Here is a 17,865-nt window from a genome sequence, read left to right on the forward strand (position 1 = left end):
GGCGACAGGTTTGGCCATGACACCAATTTAAGTCAACTCTTCGGCACTGCCGCGTGAACATCGCGCCACGGTGTGCCGACGACACGGCCGATCGTCGGGCCGGCCGCGCCATGCACCCTCAAGTGAAAGGAAGCGCCCACTTCAAGCCGCTTGGCGTTCGAAAATCGCGGCGGCGGCATCGTCCATGCGGCTGATCCGGTAGACGGTGGCCGGGGGGATGTTGCGCAACGCCCAGCCGGTGCGCGTTGCCTGCAGCCCGTTCCTGCCGAGGATGGCGGGCGGAACCGGGCAGCGCGGCCCATAGGTGAACTGATAGAGTGCGCCGCCGGGTTTCAGCACGGCGAATACTCCGGCGAGGATTGCCTCGACCTTGTCCAGCGGCATGGAGAGCAGCGGCAGCCCGCTCACCGCCACGCCAACCGAGCCCGGCTCAAACAGGCCGGCTTGCGCCAGCCGGGCGGCATCGAGCGAAATCACGCGCGCCTGCGGAAAGCGCAGCGCGAGCAGTTTTGCGAATTCCGACCCGAACTCGATCAAGGTGAGGTCGCTCTCCGGCACGCCGCGCGCCAGCAGGGCGCGGGTGAACACGCCGGTGCCCGGACCGAGTTCCAGCACCGGCCCGTCCCGCGGTGAAATCTCCTGGGTGATCAGCCGCGCCAGCACCGGCCCCGATGGCGCTACGGCGGCAACGCGCATCGGCGCCGAAACCCAGGAACGGAAGAAGCGGACAAAGTCGGATTGAACGCAATTGCCGGTCATGAAATCCCTCAAATCGAAGCCCCCCGGCTTGACGCTGCGGAACGAGCCTCGAATCCGTGGCCGGATTAGGGCGAAAAAACACGCCCCGACGAAGAAATCGGAGCGTGACATTAATGCTGGTTCGGGATTTCGGCTTTGTGACAGCCCGGGGCGAGAGTTGGCGGCTCAGCCGTCGGTGAGCTTGACCAGCATCTTGCCGGTGTTGTCGCCGGAAAACAGGCCGATGAACGCTTTTGGAGCGTTTTCGAGGCCCTCGACCACGGTGTCGCGCGACTTGATCCGACCCTCGGCGAGCCAGCCCAGCATTTCATGCGTGAACGACGGCGTCAGATCGGGATGGTCGAGGATGATATAGCCCTGCATCCTGATGCGCTTGCCGATCAGCGCGGCCAGGTTGCGTGGGCCGGGTGGCGGAACTTCGTCATTGTACTGCGCGATCATCCCGCCGATGGCGAAGCGGGCGAATTTGTTGGCGACCGCCAGCGCGGCGTCGAGATGGTCGCCGCCGACATTGTCGAAATAGACGTCGATGCCTTGCGGCGCTGCCTCGGCCAGAGCCCTGGTGAGGTCGCCGGCGGTGCGGTAGTTGATGACGGCGTCGGCGCCGAGCTCGTCTCGCACCCATCGCGCCTTGTCCTCAGTACCGACCGAGCCGATGACGCGCGCGCCCTTGATCTTGGCGATCTGCACCGCCATCGAGCCGACGGCGCCGGCGGCGGCCGAGACGAACACCGTATCGCCTTCTCTCAGCCCGGCGATGTGGGTTAGCCCGGCATGAGCCGTCTGTCCGGGCACGCCGAGCGGGCCAAGCCAGGCCTGGAGCGGCGCGGCGGGATCGATTTTTGCCACCGTGGCGGCGTCTATCACCGCACGGTCGCGCCAGCCGGAAAAATGGGTGACCATGTCGCCAGGCTTGAAACCTGGCGCGGCGGATTGCTCGACCACGCCTACTGCAGCGCCCTCGAGCGGCTGGCCCACCTGGAACGGCGCGATATAGCTGGGGCGGTCGACCATGCGGCCGCGCATATAGGGATCGACCGACATCCACAGCGAGCGGACGAGAAGCTGGCCGTCGGCGGGAGCGGACAAGCGGCGCTCTACCAGTTCGAAATTCTCCGGTCCCGGCAGGCCGGCCGGACGACTCTTCAGATGGATTTCGCGGGCTGCAATGGTCACGGAAATCTCCTATATAGGAACTTAAGGACAGTAACTTACGATAAGTAAGTTACTATTGGTAATATGCAGCGCGACGGATGATGTCAAGCCGAAGGCTGGACGAGGTGTGGGCCACGCAGGCTGGGATGACTGGAGCAGCGACCAAAAAACTGCCGAGGGCGGAGCGGCGCGAGCAACTGCTCGAGACCGCGCAGGCGATCATGAGCGAGCAAGGTACCGACGCGCTTACGCTCGGCCATCTTGCCGAACGCGCCGGCGTCAGCAAGCCGATCGCCTACGAGCATTTCGGCACCCGCGCCGGGCTGCTGATCGCGATCTGCAGCGCCTATGACAAACGGCAGATGCAGGCGCAGCGCGAGGCGCTTGCCGCGGGCGGCGAGACGTTGGAGGACGTCGCCTCGATCTTTGCCTCGTCCTATGTGAGCTGCGTGCTTGATATGGGCCCGGCGATGGGAGCCGCCTTCGCCGCGCTCTCGGCCACCGAAGAAACGGCCGATTTCAGGCAATCGCTGCGGCGCGGCTATGTCGATCGCTACCGGGAAGGTTTTGGACGCTTCGTGAAACTGCCGCCGAACGATGCGGCCGTGCTGCTCGGTTGTCTCGGCGCGGCCGAGGCGCTGGCGCAGGACGCCGCGGCGGGCCGGATCGCCCGCGAAGATGCGGTGGAGGCGCTGGCTGGCATGTTCACGGCAACGTTGAAGCGTTATCCGGCCACGACCCGGTGATTTTCAGACCAGAAGAGCCGGACGCGCAGATGGGCCCGAACAACTAAGACGGGCTCGGTGACCGGATCAAGCCGACCCCGCAATAAAACCGGTGCGCAGGCCTTCCTCCCATTCGACGCGGCCGGCTTCGGCGGCGCGGCGGGACGCCGCTTCATGGTCGTAGCCGACGGCGATCGCCTGGAAAGAAAAACTCTCGCCGTCTGCATCGACGATGCCGTAGCGGGCGTGCGGCGAGCCCTGCTCGGAACGATGCGCCGGCTCGGTAGGGTCATAATAAGCCGGGCAGCCGACGCTGCCCGGATTGAAGACGATCGGGCCACCGGGCAGTTCGACCAGTTCGGGGCGATGGCTGTGGCCGGCAAGCAGCAGCCGGACAGCGGGATCGAGATTTTTCAGCCGCCGCGCGATGGTCGCCACAGGCGCACGCACGAGGCCTCCATCGACGATGTTTTCGGTCAGGTATTTTTCGTCATGATCCGGCCGGGCGTGGAAGGCGAGGATCGAGGGAGCCGGCCTCACTTGCATTGGCAAGGCAGCGAGCCAGTCGCGTTGCGCCGGCGACAGCCGGTCGTGGGCGAAACGGTCGGACGGCCCCATCCGGTCGAGCGGATCGAGCGGCACACGGCGGACCGGAAACGCAATCGCCGAGATTGACGGTGAGGTCGGCACCACCGCGCCGGGCAAGATCCGCGAGCACCGACTCGAGAGCGAGCAGATTGCCGTGGATGTCGGCGATGACCGCGATCCGCATCTTCATCCCACCGGTCCCGGCGAGGCCGCGCCCTCGCGTTCCAGTTGGCGCAGTTCCGCCCTGGCGGCCTCGTGCATGTCGAAGGCAATGCCGGTCGCGCTGGCCAGGATCGAATCGAGCAGGCCGGGGAAGCGCTGGTCGAGGTCGGCGCGGCGCAGCGAGATCAGCCGGTTGGTGCCGCGCACCTCCGTCCGCGTGATGCCGGCTTCCCGCAGCTTGGCGAGGTGGTAGCTGACATTGGTCTTGGAGCCGAGGTCGAGGAAGCGGCTGCAGTTGATCTCAAAACCCTCGTTGCGGGCGAGGTAGCCGACGATCGACAGGCGCGTCTGGTCGCCGAGCACGGAAAGCACGGTCGCCAGTTCGATCTGTTCGGTCGATGGATGAAAGAGCGACATTGCCGGCAGAATTCCCATGGGTATCCGACGCCGCCGGTCTCCTGACACGTGCTGGCGGGAGACTTGCGCGACGACTGCCCGGCACATTGACATAGCCGCCAACCGGGTTCAATAGTTCAACGATTGTTGAACCAAGGGTTTCCCATGGACAGACGTCTTCTCTGGCTGGCCGTCGGCGCCTTCGCCACGAGCACGGTTGCCTTCGTCTTCGCCGGCCTGCTGCCGCTGATCTCGGCGTCGGCGGGCATTTCGGTCTCGGACGCCGGGCATCTCGTCACCACCTATTCGCTGGCCTATGCTATCGGCACGCCGATCCTGTCGACACTGGCAGGCGCCGCCGACCGCCGGCGGGTGATCGCGCTGGCGCTGCTGATCTTCATGACCGGCAACGCACTGGCCGCCGCAAGCGATTCCTTCGCCACGCTGCTCGGCGCCCAGGTGATCATGGGCATGTCGGCCGGTCTGTTCGCCGCAACCGCGCAGGCAACGGCGGTCGCCTTGGCCGGACCGGAGCACCGCGCCAGGGCGGTTGCCACGGTGCTGGGCGGCACCACTTTCGCCGTCGCGCTCGGCGCGCCGCTCGCCTCGCTGGTCGGCAACCTCGCGGGCTGGCGCTCCGCCTATCTGGTCGTTGCCGCGCTTGCCCTGATCTGCCTCCTCGTCTTGTGGACGCAACTGCCGCGCGGCATTCCCGGCTTGAAACTGTCGCTGTCGGAACGCTTCGCCGCGATCAGCCGCCCCGGCATCCTGCCGTCGCTTCTGGTGACGCTGCTCTACCTGACCGGCGGCTTCATCATCGTCGCCTATATGGCGCCCCTGGCGCTGAGCGCCGGCCTGTCCGTCGCTGTGCTGCCGGCCATGCTGCTCGCCTTCGGCATCGGCGCGGTCGCCGGCAACTATGCCAGTGGCGTGCTCGCCGACCGACTGGGGCCCTCGCGCATGATCGTCATGGCATTGCTGGCTTCGGCGGCGATCTGCGCGGCGATCTCGGCGATCCTCGAATTCCTGCCGTCTTCCGTTGCCGGCCCGTTGCTGATCGGCATCATGCTTCCCTGGGGATTCATCGGCTGGACCTTCCCGCCGGCGCAGGCGAGCCGGCTGGTCGGCCATGCGCCGGAACTCGCCAATCTCACTTTGCCCCTGAACGTCTCGGCCATGTATTTCGGCATCGCTGCGGGCAGCTTCATCGGCGGCCGTTTGCTGGAAGTCGCGCCTGCGTCGGAACTCGGCATCGCCGCGGCGCCCTTCCCGCTCGTCGCGCTGGCCGTGACGCTGCTGACCTGCCGCCGCCGCGCCGGAGTTCCAGCCGTCTGATACTGCAGGCCGCGGCAACGCCGCAAAGACCCTGCCGGATTCCGAGAAGTACACACCGGGCGGACCAAAAGCTTGCCTTTCGGTCTGCCGCGGCGGGAATACATACGGCAAGGTCAGTAAAGGGCCAGCGCCCTAGCAGAGAAGTCCGTAACAGACTGGCCGAACCGGCGTTTTTCGCACAACCATCTGCAACTTACGTAGAATTTCCACTGCTACCGTGAAGTTCGGCTAGGCCCCGCCGGTCTCATTTTGCCGGACAAGGAAAGTCCTGCTTAAGCTTTGGGTGTCATCTTGCCTGGCGTGCCAGTTGCCAAGAGTGACCTGCCTTGAGGAGATTGAGCCTCGCCCGGGCCCGGCGGATGTTGTTCTCGCCGAGCACCTTGCCGGCCGCGGTCGCGGCCGGGGTCATTGCCTTGCTCGGCATTTTCGCCGACCATCAGAACATCATCCTCCACCAGCAGGCGGCACGCGCCGAGGTTCTCGCCAAAATCAACGTCATCCGCGCCAAGCTTGAGGGCGGAATCAACGGCAACGTGCAACTGGCGCGAGGCCTCGCCGCCATGATCGAGGCGGAGCCCGATCTCGGTGAACAGCGCTTTCAGCAACTGGCAAACCGCCTCTTCTCGGCGGACAACCAGCTCCGCAACGTCGCCGTTGCGCCCAACTTCGTCGTGACGATGGTCTACCCCCTTGAGGCCAACAAAGCGGCGATCGGGCTCGACTATCTGAAGAACGAGCGGCAGGCGGCCTCCGCATTGCGTGCCCGCGATACCGGCGAAATGGTCCTGACCGGGCCTGTCGACCTCGTGCAGGGCGGCAAGGGACTGATCGGCCGCTTTCCCGTGTTCACCGGCGACGACGCCAACCGCAAATTCTGGGGACTGGTGTCCGTCGTGGTCGATGTCGACCGCCTCTATCGCGACAGCGGCCTTCTGGCGGACAAGGAAATAGAGATCGCGCTGGTCGGCCAGGACTCGCCGGAGGAGAAGAGCGTGCAGTTCTTCGGGCCGCCCGGGCTCCTTGCCGAGCAGCCCGTCACGGTCGCCGTGTCGTTGCCTTCCGGAGCCTCCTGGCAGATCGCGGCCGTCCCGGCGGAAGGCTGGAACGTCACGCCGGACAACGCCTGGTGGCTGCGGGCCCTGATCGCCGCCGCGATTGCGCTGGTGGCCATACCAATTGCCTTCGCGGCACGTTTCTACGCCGACAGACAGAAGAACTATCTCGCGCTGCATCGCCGCGAAGCCCAACTGAGAAAACTGTCGCAGCGGCTCGAACTGGCGCTCGATGCCTCCCGTATCGGCGTGTGGGAGCATGACCTCGGCACCGACGAAGTCATCTGGGACGACCGCCTCTACGAAATCTACGGCGCTCAGCGAAAGCAGAAGCGACGAACCTATCAGGATTGGGTCGGCGCCATCCACCCTGACGACCTGGAGATGGCCGAGAACGACTTCAACACCGCGGTAGAGGAGAACCGCCCCTATTCTTCGAAGTATCGCATCATTCGGCCCGACGGGCAGATCCGTCACATCCGGACCCATGCAACGATCTTCCGCGACCCGGATGACACGCCGAAGATGATCGGCGCCGAATGGGACGTGACCGCCGACGTGGCGCTCAACAAGGACCTCGAGAGGGCAAAGATCCTGGCAGAGATCAGAGCCACGGAACTCGAGACGGTAAAGGCCCGCATCGAGCACAATGCACTGCACGACTCCCTCACCGGGCTGCCGAACCGCCGTTATCTGGACGAGGAATTGACGAGGCTCGCCGCCCCGAACCGGCACGACGACAAAGACATCGCCCTGCTGCATATCGATCTCGACCGCTTCAAGCAGATCAACGACACGCTGGGCCACGCCGCCGGCGACGCGATGCTGGTGCATGCGGCCCAGGTGCTCAGGCAGAATGTGCGCAAGGGCGATTTCGTCGCGCGCATCGGCGGCGACGAATTCGTGGTCGTCTGCCTGGTGCAGCCCGGCCAGAATCACATCGAGGATATCGCCCAGCGCATTATCCGCTACATGCGGCGTCCCGTTGCCTACGAGGGTCACCAGTGCCGTATCGGGGTGAGCATCGGCATTGCCACCGAGACCAGGGACAAGGCGGATCCGGCGCAAATGCTGGTCAATGCCGACATCGCCCTCTATCGGGCAAAGAGCCGAGGCCGCAACCGCTACGAGTTCTTCACCACCGCCCTGCAGGCCGAGATCATACGAAACAAGCACCTTGCCGACGAGATTCTCGGCGGGCTGGAACGCAACGAGTTCGTCGCCTACTACCAGCCGCAGTTCCACGCCGACACGCTGGAAATCGCCGGAGTCGAGGCGCTGGTCCGCTGGGCGCATCCGACCGAAGGGCTGCTTACGCCCGACGCCTTCCTCAAGACCGCCGACGAACTCAACGTCGTCTCCACCATCGACCGGATCGTGCTCGAGCAGACGCTCGCCAATTTCGAGCGGTGGAACCGGACGAGCCTGCTGGTGCCGCGCGTCTCGGTCAACGTCTCTGCCCGCCGGCTACGCGACGAGGAACTGATCCAAAGCCTGAGGCGCCTCGACATCCGCCCCGGCATCCTGTCCTTCGAACTGCTGGAGTCGATCTTCCTCGACGACACCGACGAGATCGTCGCCTGGAACGTCGACCGCATCAAGGAATTCGGCATCGACATCGAGATCGACGATTTCGGCACCGGCTACGCCTCGATCGTCAGTCTGCTCAAGTTGCAGCCGCGCAGGCTCAAGATCGACCGGCAGCTCATCCTGCCCATCGTCAAGTCCGTCAGGCAGCGGCAACTGGTCGAATCGATCATCGAGATCGGCAAGACGCTGGGCATCGACGTCGTCGCCGAGGGCGTCGAGACGATGGAGCATGCCCGGATCCTCAAGAAGCTCGGCTGCGACAAGCTGCAGGGCCATGCCTTCGGCCCTGCCATAGGCGCTCCGGCGCTGGAGGATTTCATCCGCAGCGAACGCTGGCGCACGGCGTCCTGAGCGGCCCCCCGTTCAGGAGGGCGGACCGCCGCCTGGATGCATTGAAAAGCTGTGACTTACGGCAACGCTTCGGCTAGTTTCCGGTTTAACGGAGGTGGACAAGCATCCGCCCAGCCAACGCAGGGAGCAAGCATATGCTTTGGAAAGGCCGCAGGCAGAGCCAGAATGTCGAGGATGCCCGCGGCGGCGGGCTCGGCGGCCAGCAGGGCGGGCCGTTCGGCCGGCCGGGCGGCGGAGGCATGCGCATCCCGATCGGGCGCGGCGGCGCCGGTGGCGGCTTGTCGACCATCATCATCCTGGTCGTCCTGTTCTTCGCGCTCAGGGCCTGCGGCATCGACCCGCTCGAACTTCTATCGCAGGGCGAACAGCAGGTTCCGGGCGGCGGCGGCCAGATCACCCAGCAACAGGGCACACCCGCCAGCGACGAGATGACCCAGTTCGTCTCCACTATCCTGGCCGAGACGGAGGAAACCTGGAACGGCATCTTCAAGGCCGAGGGGGGCCAATACGAGGAACCGAAGCTGGTGCTGTTTTCGGGCGGCATCGCCTCGGCTTGCGGCTATGCCTCGTCGGCATCCGGCCCGTTCTATTGCCCCGGTGACCGGAAGGTCTATCTGGACACCGCCTTCTTCGACCAGCTTTCGCGCCAGTTCGGCGCGTCCGGCGACTTCGCCGAGGCCTATGTGATCGCCCACGAGGTTGGACATCACGTCCAGAACCTGATCGGCGTGCTGCCGAAATTCAACCAGATGCGGCAGCAGATGCCGGAGGCGGAGGCCAACCAGATGTCGATGCGCGTCGAGTTGCAGGCCGACTGCTTTGCCGGCGTGTGGGGCCATTTCACCGATCAGAAGGGCATCCTGGAACGCGGCGATCTCGAGGAAGCGCTGAACGCCGCCACGCAGATCGGCGACGACACCTTGCAGCGCCGCACCCAGGGCTACGTCGTGCCGGAGAGCTTCAACCACGGCACCAGCGCGCAGCGCCAGAAGTGGTTCGCAGCCGGTTTCAAGAGCGGAAAATTGTCGGACTGCGACACGTTCAACAATCCGATCTGAGGTTTCGCGACGCCCGGCGGCCGCCGGGATCGCCGGAGCGGCGATCCCGGTCTGGCGTCAGGCCCGCTCGGGCAGCGCCGGCTCGCCCTTGCGGGCGCGGATCAGGTTGACGAAGCGCCGGAACAGGTAGTGCGAATCCTGCGGGCCGGGCGAGGCTTCCGGATGGTGCTGCACCGAAAACACCGGCTTGCCGGCAAGCGATATGCCGCAATTCGAGCCGTCGAACAGCGACACATGCGTCTCCTCGACACCAGCGGGCAGGCTTGCCGAATCCACGGCAAAGCCATGGTTCATCGAGACGATCTCGACCTTGCCGGTGGTATGGTCCTTCACCGGATGGTTGGCGCCGTGATGGCCCTGGTGCATCTTGACTGTTGTGCCCCCGACAGCCAGCGCCAGCATCTGGTGGCCGAGGCAGATGCCGAACACCGGGATGTCGGTGTCGAGCAGGCCGCGGATCACCGGCACGGCGTATTCGCCGGTGGCCGCCGGGTCGCCGGGACCGTTGGAGAGGAAGATGCCGTCGGGCTGCAGCGCCATGATGTCTTCCGCACTGGTCTGGGCCGGCACCACCGTGACCTTGCCGCCCAGCCCGGCGATGAGGCGAAGGATGTTGCGCTTGACGCCATAGTCGATGGCGACGACGTGGAACGTCGGCGCGTCCTGCCGGCCAAACCCCTCGTTCCACACCCACGGCTCCTCGGTCCACACCGAAGACTGGCCGGAGGTGACGTCCTTCGCCAGGTCGAGGCCGACAAGGCCGGACCAGGCAGCAGCCTGCCGCTTGAGATCGTCGATGTCGAAGCGGCCGTCCGGCGCATGGGCGATTACGGCGTTGGGCATGCCCTTCTCGCGGATCAGCGCGGTCAGGGCGCGGGTGTCGATGCCGCTCATGGCGACGATGCCGCGCCGCTTCAGCCAGCGGTCGAGGCTTTCGGCTGCGCGATAGTTGGAAGGATTGGTGACGTCGGCCTTGAAGACGGCGCCTACGGCCCCGGCGCGCGCGGCCGGGTTCAAATCCTCGATGTCCTCCCCGTTGACGCCGATATTGCCGATATGCGGGAAGGTGAAGGCGACGATCTGGCGGGCGTAGGATGGATCGGTGAGGATCTCCTGGTAGCCGGTGAGCGCCGTGTTGAAGCAGACTTCCGCCACCGCGCTGCCGGTCGCGCCAAGCCCTCGCCCGCGGATCACGGTGCCGTCGGCCAGCACAAGGGCAGCGGTCAGCAGTTCGGCTCCCCAGGGGGCGGTCGAGGCGGTCATGGCGGGCTCCGTCAAAAAGTCCGGCGCTTGCAAACAAGCGCGCGGAAAGCCATATAACGCAACGAAGCACGGCCTGCCGCGCAAATCGCCGGACCCGTGACGTCATGTTGCAATCTATGCAAGGCACGCACATAGGCGATGCCTCCCGGCGGGTCAACAATCGCGGCCCGGCCCGACACCATTTATCTTTCGTCAGGAAATGGTCGGCACGGCTGGATTTTGCGTGGCCGGGCGGCTAGCGCTAATGTCCGCCTGCGAAAAGGAGAACCGAAATGCGCACGGCCATCGCCGAAGCCCTGAAAACCTCTCTCAAGGCCCAGGACAAGCGCCGCACCTCGACCCTGCGGCTGATCAACGCCGCGATCCAGGACCGCGACATCGCCAACCGTGGCGCCGGCAAGGACCCGGTCAACGACGAGGAGATCCTGCAGATCCTGGCCAAGATGGTGAAGCAGCGCGAGGAGTCGGCGGCCGCCTTCGAGCAGGGCAACCGGCTGGAGCTGGCCGAGCAGGAGCGCCAGGAGATCGAAATCATCCGCGAGTTCCTGCCGAAGCAGCTCGGCGAGGAAGAGGTCAAGCGCGCCTGCCGCCAGGTGGTCGACGAGGTCGGGGCCGAGGGCCTGCGCGACATGGGCCGCTGCATGAACGCGCTCAAGGAGAAGTATCCGGGCAAGATGGACTTCGGCAAGGCCAGCGGCATCGTCAAGTCGATGCTGCAGTAGGCCGGCTTCCCTCTCTGTAACGGGGCACATGACCCTGTTCCGGACAGGTGACGGTTTCAGGTATCTCGGTTCGGAAGACGAAGAGGAACTGTTCAACCCACTGCGGCTCGACTGCTTCTTGCCCGCTCGCGTCGACAGAGTGCTGGCCCGGGCAGTTCGCCCGGGCCCGCATTTCAAACTGTGCTGGCGGAGACGAGAATTAGAGCGTGTCGCGCCCAATCGGGTTCATTCTGTTTCTCGTTTGGCGAGGCGATCCACGAGGAGGATGGCGCGGGTCGTGCTGGTGGCACGGCCAAGTCCATCCGACGAAGTGGGCACTGACGTGAGACCCTGACTTTCCTCCAGATTTGGGCAGAGTCCGTCGGTCATGGAGACGGACGTTGCGACCCTCGCGGTTCACTGAGCAACAGACTATCGGGTTGCTCAAGGAGCAGGAGTCGCCCCGGCTCGCTCAACTCCACTTCGTTCCATTGGCTCGTCGACCCTCCCCTCAAGTGGAGGGTAAAGTCGGCATGCCTCACGCCAGGAAAGTCACCTTGCCCGTCGCAAGGTCGTGCATGGCGCCGGCGATGCGCAACTCGCCTGCCTCGACAAGAGCGGCCAGCACTTCGCTGCGCTCGGTGAGTTGCGCGACGGCGCGACGCACGTTTTCTTCCGCGACCGCCTGCACGAAGTCATGATTGGCGGAGGTGCGTTCAGCATCGGTCTTCACCGCATCCGCGGCCGGTCGGATGTTGGCCAGCATCGCGGTGAGATTGCCGAGCTTCACGTCGTCCACCGCGCCCTTGATGGCGCCACAGGAAGAGTGGCCGAGCACGACGATGGCCCGGGCGCCCGCCACCTTGGTGGCGAATTCGAAGCTGCCAAGAATGTCGGTGTCGACGAAATTGCCGGCGATGCGGGCGCAGAACACGTCGCCGATGCGCTGGTCGAAGACCAGTTCCGGCGGCACGCGCGAATCGATGCAGCCGAGGATCGCCGCGAACGGCGCCTGCGCATGCGCCGTCTCCTTGACCTGCGCCATCAGATCGCAATTGATCGTGGCGCCGGAAACAAAACGCTGGTTGCCGGCCTTCAGCCGCTCGATCGCCTCGGCCGGGCTGACCGCATTCCGCCGCTCTGGCGTGAACACCGCGCAGTCGGGAGCGGCGGCGAAGGCGTTCGAGGCAACAATTGTGGCTGCGAGCGGCAGGCAGCCGCAGAAGAGACGGCGTGTGAGCATTGATCCCCCAACCATGCCCGGAGTCCGCATGATGCGGGCTCACCCGTCATTCCATTAACAGACCATGATTAAGCGTCCGTTCGAGCGCCAGATAGGATTGTATGGATATTACACCGTTCTGAGCCGCGAGCCGCCGAGCATGCCCTGCTCCTCCAGCACCGGATAGACCATGGAAGCGAGCAGCGAGTTGATCTGCTTCAGGTCGCGGATCGTGTCGAGATGGATAGAGCTGGTCTCTACGCTCTTGGCGGTGCCCTCGCGCAGCCGCTCGAAATGGCTCTGGCTGGACTGTTTTTCCAGTGCTCGCAGCCTGTCTTTTTCCTGGACGAGCTGCCGCGCCGTCTCCGGATCGCGCGACACCAGCACGTTGAAGGCAAGCCGCGCATTGGTAAGCACCGAATGGTGGAAGGCGGTGAGCTCGCGCCAGCCCTCGTCGGTGAAGGTCAGGCCGCGGTCCAGCTTCTTCTGCACATGCGCCAGCATGTTGCGCACGATGATGTCGCCGACCTGCTCCAGCTTCACGCAGGCGCCGAGCAGCTCCTGATAGCGCAGCGCCTCGCTGTCCGAGAGCTGGTTGAGCGGCACCCGGGAGAGGTAGAGCTTTATCGCTGCGTGCTTGCGGTCGACGCGGTCGTCGAGTGCGGCAAGCTCGTCGATCTTGTCCTGGTCGGCATGCTCGTAGAGTTCGATGATCCGCGACAGCATGATCTCGACGGTCTCGCACACCTTCACCACCTCGCGCGTCGCATTGGCGAGCGCCAGGCTGGGCTGGCCAAGGGCGGTTTCGTCCAAAGCCGACAGCTCGGCTTCCGCCAGCGCCTTGCCCTGCGCCGGCTTGCCGCCCATGGCCACGATTGCCTCGGACGCCCGGTAGACCAGGCCGGCGAGCGGAATGCCGGCAACAAGAATGATGCAGTTAAACAGGATGTGGGCGTGGATGATCTGGTCGCCGACGGTCGAGCCAAGGAAAGCCACCGGCGGCTTCAACGCCAGGAACAGCGCCAGCATGACGATGGAGCCTGCGCCGCGCATCAAAAGGTTGCCGACCGGCACCACCCTCACGCCGGGCGCGGCGCCGCGCGTCAGCAGCGGGGCGATGACCGAACTGCCGAGGTTGACGCCGAGCACCAGCACGATGCCGAGTTCGGGCGGGATGAACCCCCTGCCCGCCAGCGTGACCAGTAGCAGAACGGCGGCAATGCTGGAATGGAACAGCCAGGTCATGACCGCGGCCAGCAGGAAGGCGGTGACCGGATCGCCGGCGAGATAGGTGACGACGACCGGCAGCAATTGGCTCTGGCGCAGCGGCTCGGACGCCTCGCCGATCATTTCAAGCGACAGGATGAGCAGGCCGACGCCGACCAGGATGCGGCCGATCTGGCGCCAGTCGCGGCGCTCGGTGGCCATGAACATCACCGTGCCGGCGGCGATGCAGATCGGCACCAACAGGCTGAGATCAAAGGACAAAAGCTTGACGACCAGCGCCGAACCGATCTCCGCGCCACGCACCGCGAGCTGGCCGGACATGCCGCTGACGATGCCGGCGCCGGCGAAGGAACCGACCAGCAGGGTGACGGCGGTTGAGCTCTGCAAGGCGATGGACAGGCCCGCGCCGGTCAGCACCGCGAGCACCGGATTGCGCATGGTGCCACGCAATTTCTGCTTCAAGACGTCGCCATAGGCACGCTCGACGCCGGTGCGCACCATGCGCGTGGCGAACAAGAGCAGCGCGATGGCGCCGGCCAGATGGATGAGAACGACGGAGCCGCTCACCGGAATGCAGCCAGGTCGAACGGCCGCGCGGCGCGAAAACGCCGGCGGCGGGCAGAGAGGAATCGAGCGGCTGGCGCGATCATGACGCTTTCATCAATAGATTAGCCGGATAATAAAATCCAGCATCTCCGCATACCCGTCAGGAGCCGACATGGCGTGTCGGAAACAGTGTTGCGGGGGCAACGGCGGAGCCGGAAGTCGGTTCCTTCAAGGTGGCGGTCGACAAGGTCGAGCGGACCCGGTGGGTGCGCGGAAACCGCGTGCCGGACTGGAGCAGACGTCATGTGGTTCGCGATTGCAAACGCTATGGACTCCACCGTCCCGCCTATGGCCAACGCTGCATCAGGGTCGACAACGACTATCTGCTGATCGGCGTCGCCACCGGCGTCATCGCCGGCCCGGTCGCTGCGAACGGATCTAACGAAATCAATGATTTAGAGAATGTGGTCCGCAAGGATCGCCTTCGTCGCGGTCATGCCGCGAACTTGCGTGAAGTCCGTAAGGTCGAGCTATTTCAAGGACTTATCGAAACGTTTGCGGTCAAGCACGCTGAATCGCTTCAAAAGAGCTCCGCAAATGCGGGTCGCCATGCGCTTTTCGGGCAACTGGCGCTCATCGTGCATCCGATTTCCTTCACGCGAAGATGCCCCCTACCCTGCAGGACTTTACTCACGCCGTCACGGCGCGGGCCGGCGGGGTCAGCCCGCTGCGCTGTTCGGCCAAGTGAGAGCAGAGCGCGATGAACGCGGCGACCAGCATCGTAAAAATCCCCAGCACCGGCAGGGTGCGGTAGCCGAAACCGCCGGTGAGCATCATGGCGCCGACGAAGGCGGCGAGCGCGATGCCGACATTGAAGCCCGACGGGATCAGCGACGAGGCGAGGTTGGGCGCGTCCGCCGTCCAGGCGAGGATGCGCGTCTGGATCGGCGTGCCGATGCAAAAGTTGATGGCGCCCCAGATGGTGACGATGACGACCATCGGCAGCGGGTGCGGGCTGGAAAAATACATCGCCGCCATCACGCAGGACTGTACCGCCGTCAGCACGATGATCGACGGCATCAGCTTCCAGTCGGCCAGCTTTCCGCCGAGGAAAACGCCGGCGGTGGCGCCGACGCCGTTGAGCAGCAGCACCAGCGGGATGTAGGCCGGGTCGAGGCCGGTGACCTCGCGCAGCATCGGGGCGATGTAGGTGAAGGGCACGAACTGGCACATCATCAGCATCAGCATGACGATCAGCGAGGTCCACACCTGCTGGCGGCCGAGCACGCGAACCTCCTTCATCAGCCCGGCCGGACGGGCTGACGCGCCGGCGGCGCGGGGCAGAAGCGCTATCATGGCGACCAGCGAGACAATGCCGAGCAGGAACATCGCCCAGAAGGTTGCGCGCCAGCCGAAAACATTGCCTATGGCGCTGCCGGCCGGCACGCCGACGATGTTGGAGACGGTCAGCCCGGCCAGCACCAGCGCCACCGCCATGCCGCGCTGGTCCTCGCGCACCAGGCCGGTGGCCACCACCATGGCGACGCCGAAATAGACGCCGTGGGCGACCGCCACCAAGACACGGATCAGCAGCATCGAGGCAAAATCCGGCGCCAGCGCGCAGGCGAGTTGACCGCCGATGAAGACGAGCGCCAGCCAGATCAGCAGCGTCTTTCGCGAGACTTTCGCGGTGGCGATCGTCATCAAGGGCCCGCCGATGGCGACGCCCAGAGCATAGCCCGACACGAGATAACCCGCTGTCGGCACCGACACGTCGAGGCCCGCCGCCACCTGTGGCAGCACGCCGGCGATGACGAATTCGGTGGTGCCGAAGGCGAAGGCGGCGATGAACAGGGCAATCAGCGGGAGCGGCATCGGGCGAACCTGTGGCGGGACTGGCGTCCAACCACGGCGCGGGGCGGCAGGCAATCCAGAATTTGGCGATGCGGGTTTAGATTTTCTTCAAGCAGCCGCCGGGAGCGGTTTCACCGTCTTGTGGATCGCAGGGATTGGCATCCGAAATGTTCAGGACCGCCACCCGGCAACCACAACCGGTTCGAAACCGCCAACTGTCGATGTCCCGTGCTGTTACTCGATGCTGATGAACCGCGAGGGGTGAATGTTCATGACATTGTCCTGCCAGCCTTTGACCTTGGGCGAGACGATGTTGTGGGTGCTGAGGAAAAGCAGGGGCATCAGCCCATGCTGCTCGACGAGCCGCTTTTCCGCCTGGGCCAGCAGTTTCATGCGTTGCTCGGGATTGGCTCCGGCCCCGGCGGCCGCGTCCATCAGGCGCTCGAACTCGGCATCGTCGTAGCGCCCGCTATTCATGCCGTTCGCTCGTCTTGCAAGTCCCAGGAACGACTCCGGGTCCTTGTAGTCGGCGATCCAGCCGCCACGCGCGTAATCGAAATCGCCGCCGCCATCGAGATAGCCGTAATGCGTCTTGGCGTCCGTGTTGAACAAGGACACGTCCACGCCGAGAGGCCGCAATTGCTCCTGGATCGCGATGCCGACATTGGCGTTGTTTTCGGACGTGTCGTACCGGAGTTCCAGTTTCAGCGGATTGCCGGGACCGTAGCCAAGGTCACGCAGGATGCGCGCGGCCTCCTCCTCGCGATCGATCTGCGCCATGTCGGCATAGTCGGCCCTGTAGGGCTCATAGAGCCCCACGCCCGCGGGCACCATGCCATAGGCCGGAAACATGACGCCAGCCAATACCTTGTTGGCGATGAACTCGCGATCGAGAGCCATGGATATGGCCCGGCGCAGACGCACGTCGCTCCACGGCTCTTTCCGGAGGTTGATGTGATAGTAGTAGATCCCGAGATAAGGGGATGTGCGTATCTGATCGCCGAAGCTGCGCCGGAGTTCGGCGAGTTGTTCGATCGGCAGTTCGTCATTCGAGTGAAGCTCGCCGGCCTGGAACCGCTTGATCGCGGTCGAGCGGTCCTGCGTCGGATAATAGACCACGGCATCAAGCTTGACGGCGGCGGCATCGTGAAAGACCGGATTCCTGACGATCCGGATATGGTCGTCCGGGACACGCTCGGCCAGCACGAACGCACCGTTCGAAACGAGATTGCCTGGCTTCGTCCAGTCGGCGCCAAGGCGTTCGATCGAGGCCCGATGCACCGGCGACGTAGCCTGGTGCGTCAGCATCTCGAGAAAGTAGAGGGTCGGCGCCTCGAGCGTGATCTCGAGCGTCCTGGCGTCGATAGCCCGAACGCCAAGCGTCTCGGGTCTCATCCTGCCGGCGTTGATGGCCTCCGCGTTCTTCACGACATAAAGCATGGAGGCATATTCGGCGGCGGTTGCCGGGTCTTCCAGCCGTCGAAATGAATAGACAAAATCGTCGGCCGTCACCGGATCGCCATTGGACCATGCCGCATCGCGGCGAAGGGTGAAGGTATAGATCGTATCGTCGCCGGATTTCCGCCAGCTCTCGGCGACGCCGGGAATGATGTCGGCCCTGGCGTCCGATGCGACGAGACCTTCGAAGAGATCGCTCAGAATGTTGGCTTCATAGGTGGTCGACGACTTCCCCGGATCGAGCGTTTCCGGCTCGGCCGTGTTGCCGCGGCGGTAGACCATCTCGGCTGACGCATTGCCGGCGAACACGCCCAGTATCAGCAGCACCTTAGCCAGTAGAAGCAGCGTTCTCGGCATCGCCTGCCTCCGTTTTCCGAGCGCACCATTTTCGTGCGTTTCGGCGCTCAGCGTTGTCTGCGTGCC

The 17,865-nt window shown here is 64.8% G+C and carries 15 protein-coding genes and 1 pseudogene; 6 read left to right on the forward strand and 10 right to left on the reverse strand.

Going from position 1 to position 17,865, the window contains the following annotated elements; genetic code table 11:
• Positions 1–141: 141 nt before the first annotated feature.
• Together RB623_RS20460 and RB623_RS20465 are read right to left on the reverse strand one after the other, a co-directional pair.
• On the reverse strand, positions 142–759 hold the full coding sequence (locus RB623_RS20460; protein ID WP_308058806.1) for a methyltransferase domain-containing protein: 618 nt from the start codon (positions 757–759) through the stop codon (positions 142–144).
• A 165-nt stretch (positions 760–924) separates the two neighbouring features.
• Positions 925–1,941: an NADP-dependent oxidoreductase gene (locus RB623_RS20465; RefSeq protein WP_374121721.1), complete on the reverse strand. Its 1,017-nt coding sequence runs from the start codon at positions 1,939–1,941 to the stop codon at positions 925–927.
• 119 nt (positions 1,942–2,060) lie between these two features.
• Here RB623_RS20465 and RB623_RS20470 point away from each other — a divergent pair, with 119 nt between their 5' ends.
• On the forward strand, positions 2,061–2,660 hold the full coding sequence (locus RB623_RS20470) for a TetR/AcrR family transcriptional regulator (protein ID WP_308058809.1): 600 nt from the start codon (positions 2,061–2,063) through the stop codon (positions 2,658–2,660).
• Between the two features lie 66 nt (positions 2,661–2,726).
• On the opposite strand, the gene RB623_RS20475 is transcribed toward RB623_RS20470, so the two are convergent.
• From RB623_RS20475 to RB623_RS20485, 3 genes and pseudogenes are all read right to left on the reverse strand, one after another.
• Positions 2,727–3,329, reverse strand: a complete 603-nt coding sequence (locus tag RB623_RS20475; RefSeq protein WP_308058952.1) for a metallophosphoesterase — start codon at positions 3,327–3,329, stop codon at positions 2,727–2,729.
• A 16-nt stretch (positions 3,330–3,345) separates the two neighbouring features.
• Positions 3,346–3,417, reverse strand: a pseudogene (locus RB623_RS20480) (hypothetical protein); the annotation flags it as partial.
• The gene (locus tag RB623_RS20485) at positions 3,414–3,806 is read right to left on the reverse strand and encodes a helix-turn-helix domain-containing protein (RefSeq protein WP_308058811.1); all 393 of its coding nucleotides are present in this window, start codon (positions 3,804–3,806) and stop codon (positions 3,414–3,416) included. The pseudogene RB623_RS20480 and the gene RB623_RS20485, both read right to left, overlap by 4 nt.
• 144 nt (positions 3,807–3,950) lie before the next feature.
• On the opposite strand from RB623_RS20485, the gene RB623_RS20490 reads away from it, so the two are divergent.
• The 3 genes from RB623_RS20490 to RB623_RS20500 all read left to right on the forward strand — a co-directional run bounded on the left by RB623_RS20490 (position 3,951) and on the right by RB623_RS20500 (position 9,171).
• Positions 3,951–5,120 carry an MFS transporter gene (locus RB623_RS20490; RefSeq protein WP_308058812.1) on the forward strand — a complete coding sequence of 390 codons (1,170 nt, stop codon included), beginning with the start codon at positions 3,951–3,953 and terminating at the stop codon, positions 5,118–5,120.
• A 359-nt stretch (positions 5,121–5,479) separates the two neighbouring features.
• Positions 5,480–8,113 carry an EAL domain-containing protein gene (locus RB623_RS20495; protein WP_308058814.1) on the forward strand — a complete coding sequence of 878 codons (2,634 nt, stop codon included), beginning with the start codon at positions 5,480–5,482 and terminating at the stop codon, positions 8,111–8,113.
• A gap of 134 nt (positions 8,114–8,247) precedes the next feature.
• The gene (locus RB623_RS20500; RefSeq protein WP_308058815.1) at positions 8,248–9,171 is read left to right on the forward strand and encodes a neutral zinc metallopeptidase; all 924 of its coding nucleotides are present in this window, start codon (positions 8,248–8,250) and stop codon (positions 9,169–9,171) included.
• A gap of 57 nt (positions 9,172–9,228) precedes the next feature.
• Here the strand turns inward: RB623_RS20500 and carA are convergent, their stop codons facing one another.
• Entirely contained in the window at positions 9,229–10,434 is a 1,206-nt protein-coding gene (gene carA, locus RB623_RS20505) for a glutamine-hydrolyzing carbamoyl-phosphate synthase small subunit (protein ID WP_308058816.1), read from the reverse strand.
• Between the two features lie 272 nt (positions 10,435–10,706).
• Here carA and RB623_RS20510 point away from each other — a divergent pair, with 272 nt between their 5' ends.
• Complete coding sequence (locus RB623_RS20510; protein ID WP_308058817.1) at positions 10,707–11,156, forward strand: GatB/YqeY domain-containing protein; 450 nt, start codon at positions 10,707–10,709, stop codon at positions 11,154–11,156.
• Positions 11,157–11,673: 517 nt separating this feature from the next.
• Here RB623_RS20510 and RB623_RS20515 read toward each other — a convergent pair.
• Positions 11,674–12,378 (reverse strand): carbonic anhydrase family protein, encoded by a 705-nt coding sequence (locus RB623_RS20515; protein ID WP_308058818.1) that lies wholly within the window; start codon positions 12,376–12,378, stop codon positions 11,674–11,676.
• A 108-nt stretch (positions 12,379–12,486) separates the two neighbouring features.
• Positions 12,487–14,151, reverse strand: coding sequence for a Na/Pi cotransporter family protein (locus tag RB623_RS20520; RefSeq protein ID WP_308058820.1), 1,665 nt, complete (start codon positions 14,149–14,151; stop codon positions 12,487–12,489).
• Between the two features lie 260 nt (positions 14,152–14,411).
• Between RB623_RS20520 and RB623_RS20525 the strand changes: the two genes are divergently transcribed.
• Positions 14,412–14,894, forward strand: a complete 483-nt coding sequence (locus RB623_RS20525) for an RcnB family protein (RefSeq protein WP_308058948.1) — start codon at positions 14,412–14,414, stop codon at positions 14,892–14,894.
• Here the strand turns inward: RB623_RS20525 and RB623_RS20530 are convergent.
• Together RB623_RS20530 and RB623_RS20535 are read right to left on the reverse strand one after the other, a co-directional pair.
• Positions 14,821–16,005, reverse strand: coding sequence for an MFS transporter (locus RB623_RS20530; protein WP_308058821.1), 1,185 nt, complete (start codon positions 16,003–16,005; stop codon positions 14,821–14,823). The two genes, RB623_RS20525 and RB623_RS20530, sit on opposite strands and share 74 nt — an antisense overlap.
• A gap of 213 nt (positions 16,006–16,218) precedes the next feature.
• Positions 16,219–17,799 carry a peptide ABC transporter substrate-binding protein gene (locus RB623_RS20535; RefSeq protein ID WP_308058822.1) on the reverse strand — a complete coding sequence of 527 codons (1,581 nt, stop codon included), beginning with the start codon at positions 17,797–17,799 and terminating at the stop codon, positions 16,219–16,221.
• Positions 17,800–17,865: the final 66 nt, after the last annotated feature.

Origin of the sequence: Mesorhizobium sp. LHD-90 (assembly GCF_030929505.1) — a bacterium.
GTDB lineage: Bacteria > Pseudomonadota > Alphaproteobacteria > Rhizobiales > Rhizobiaceae > Kumtagia.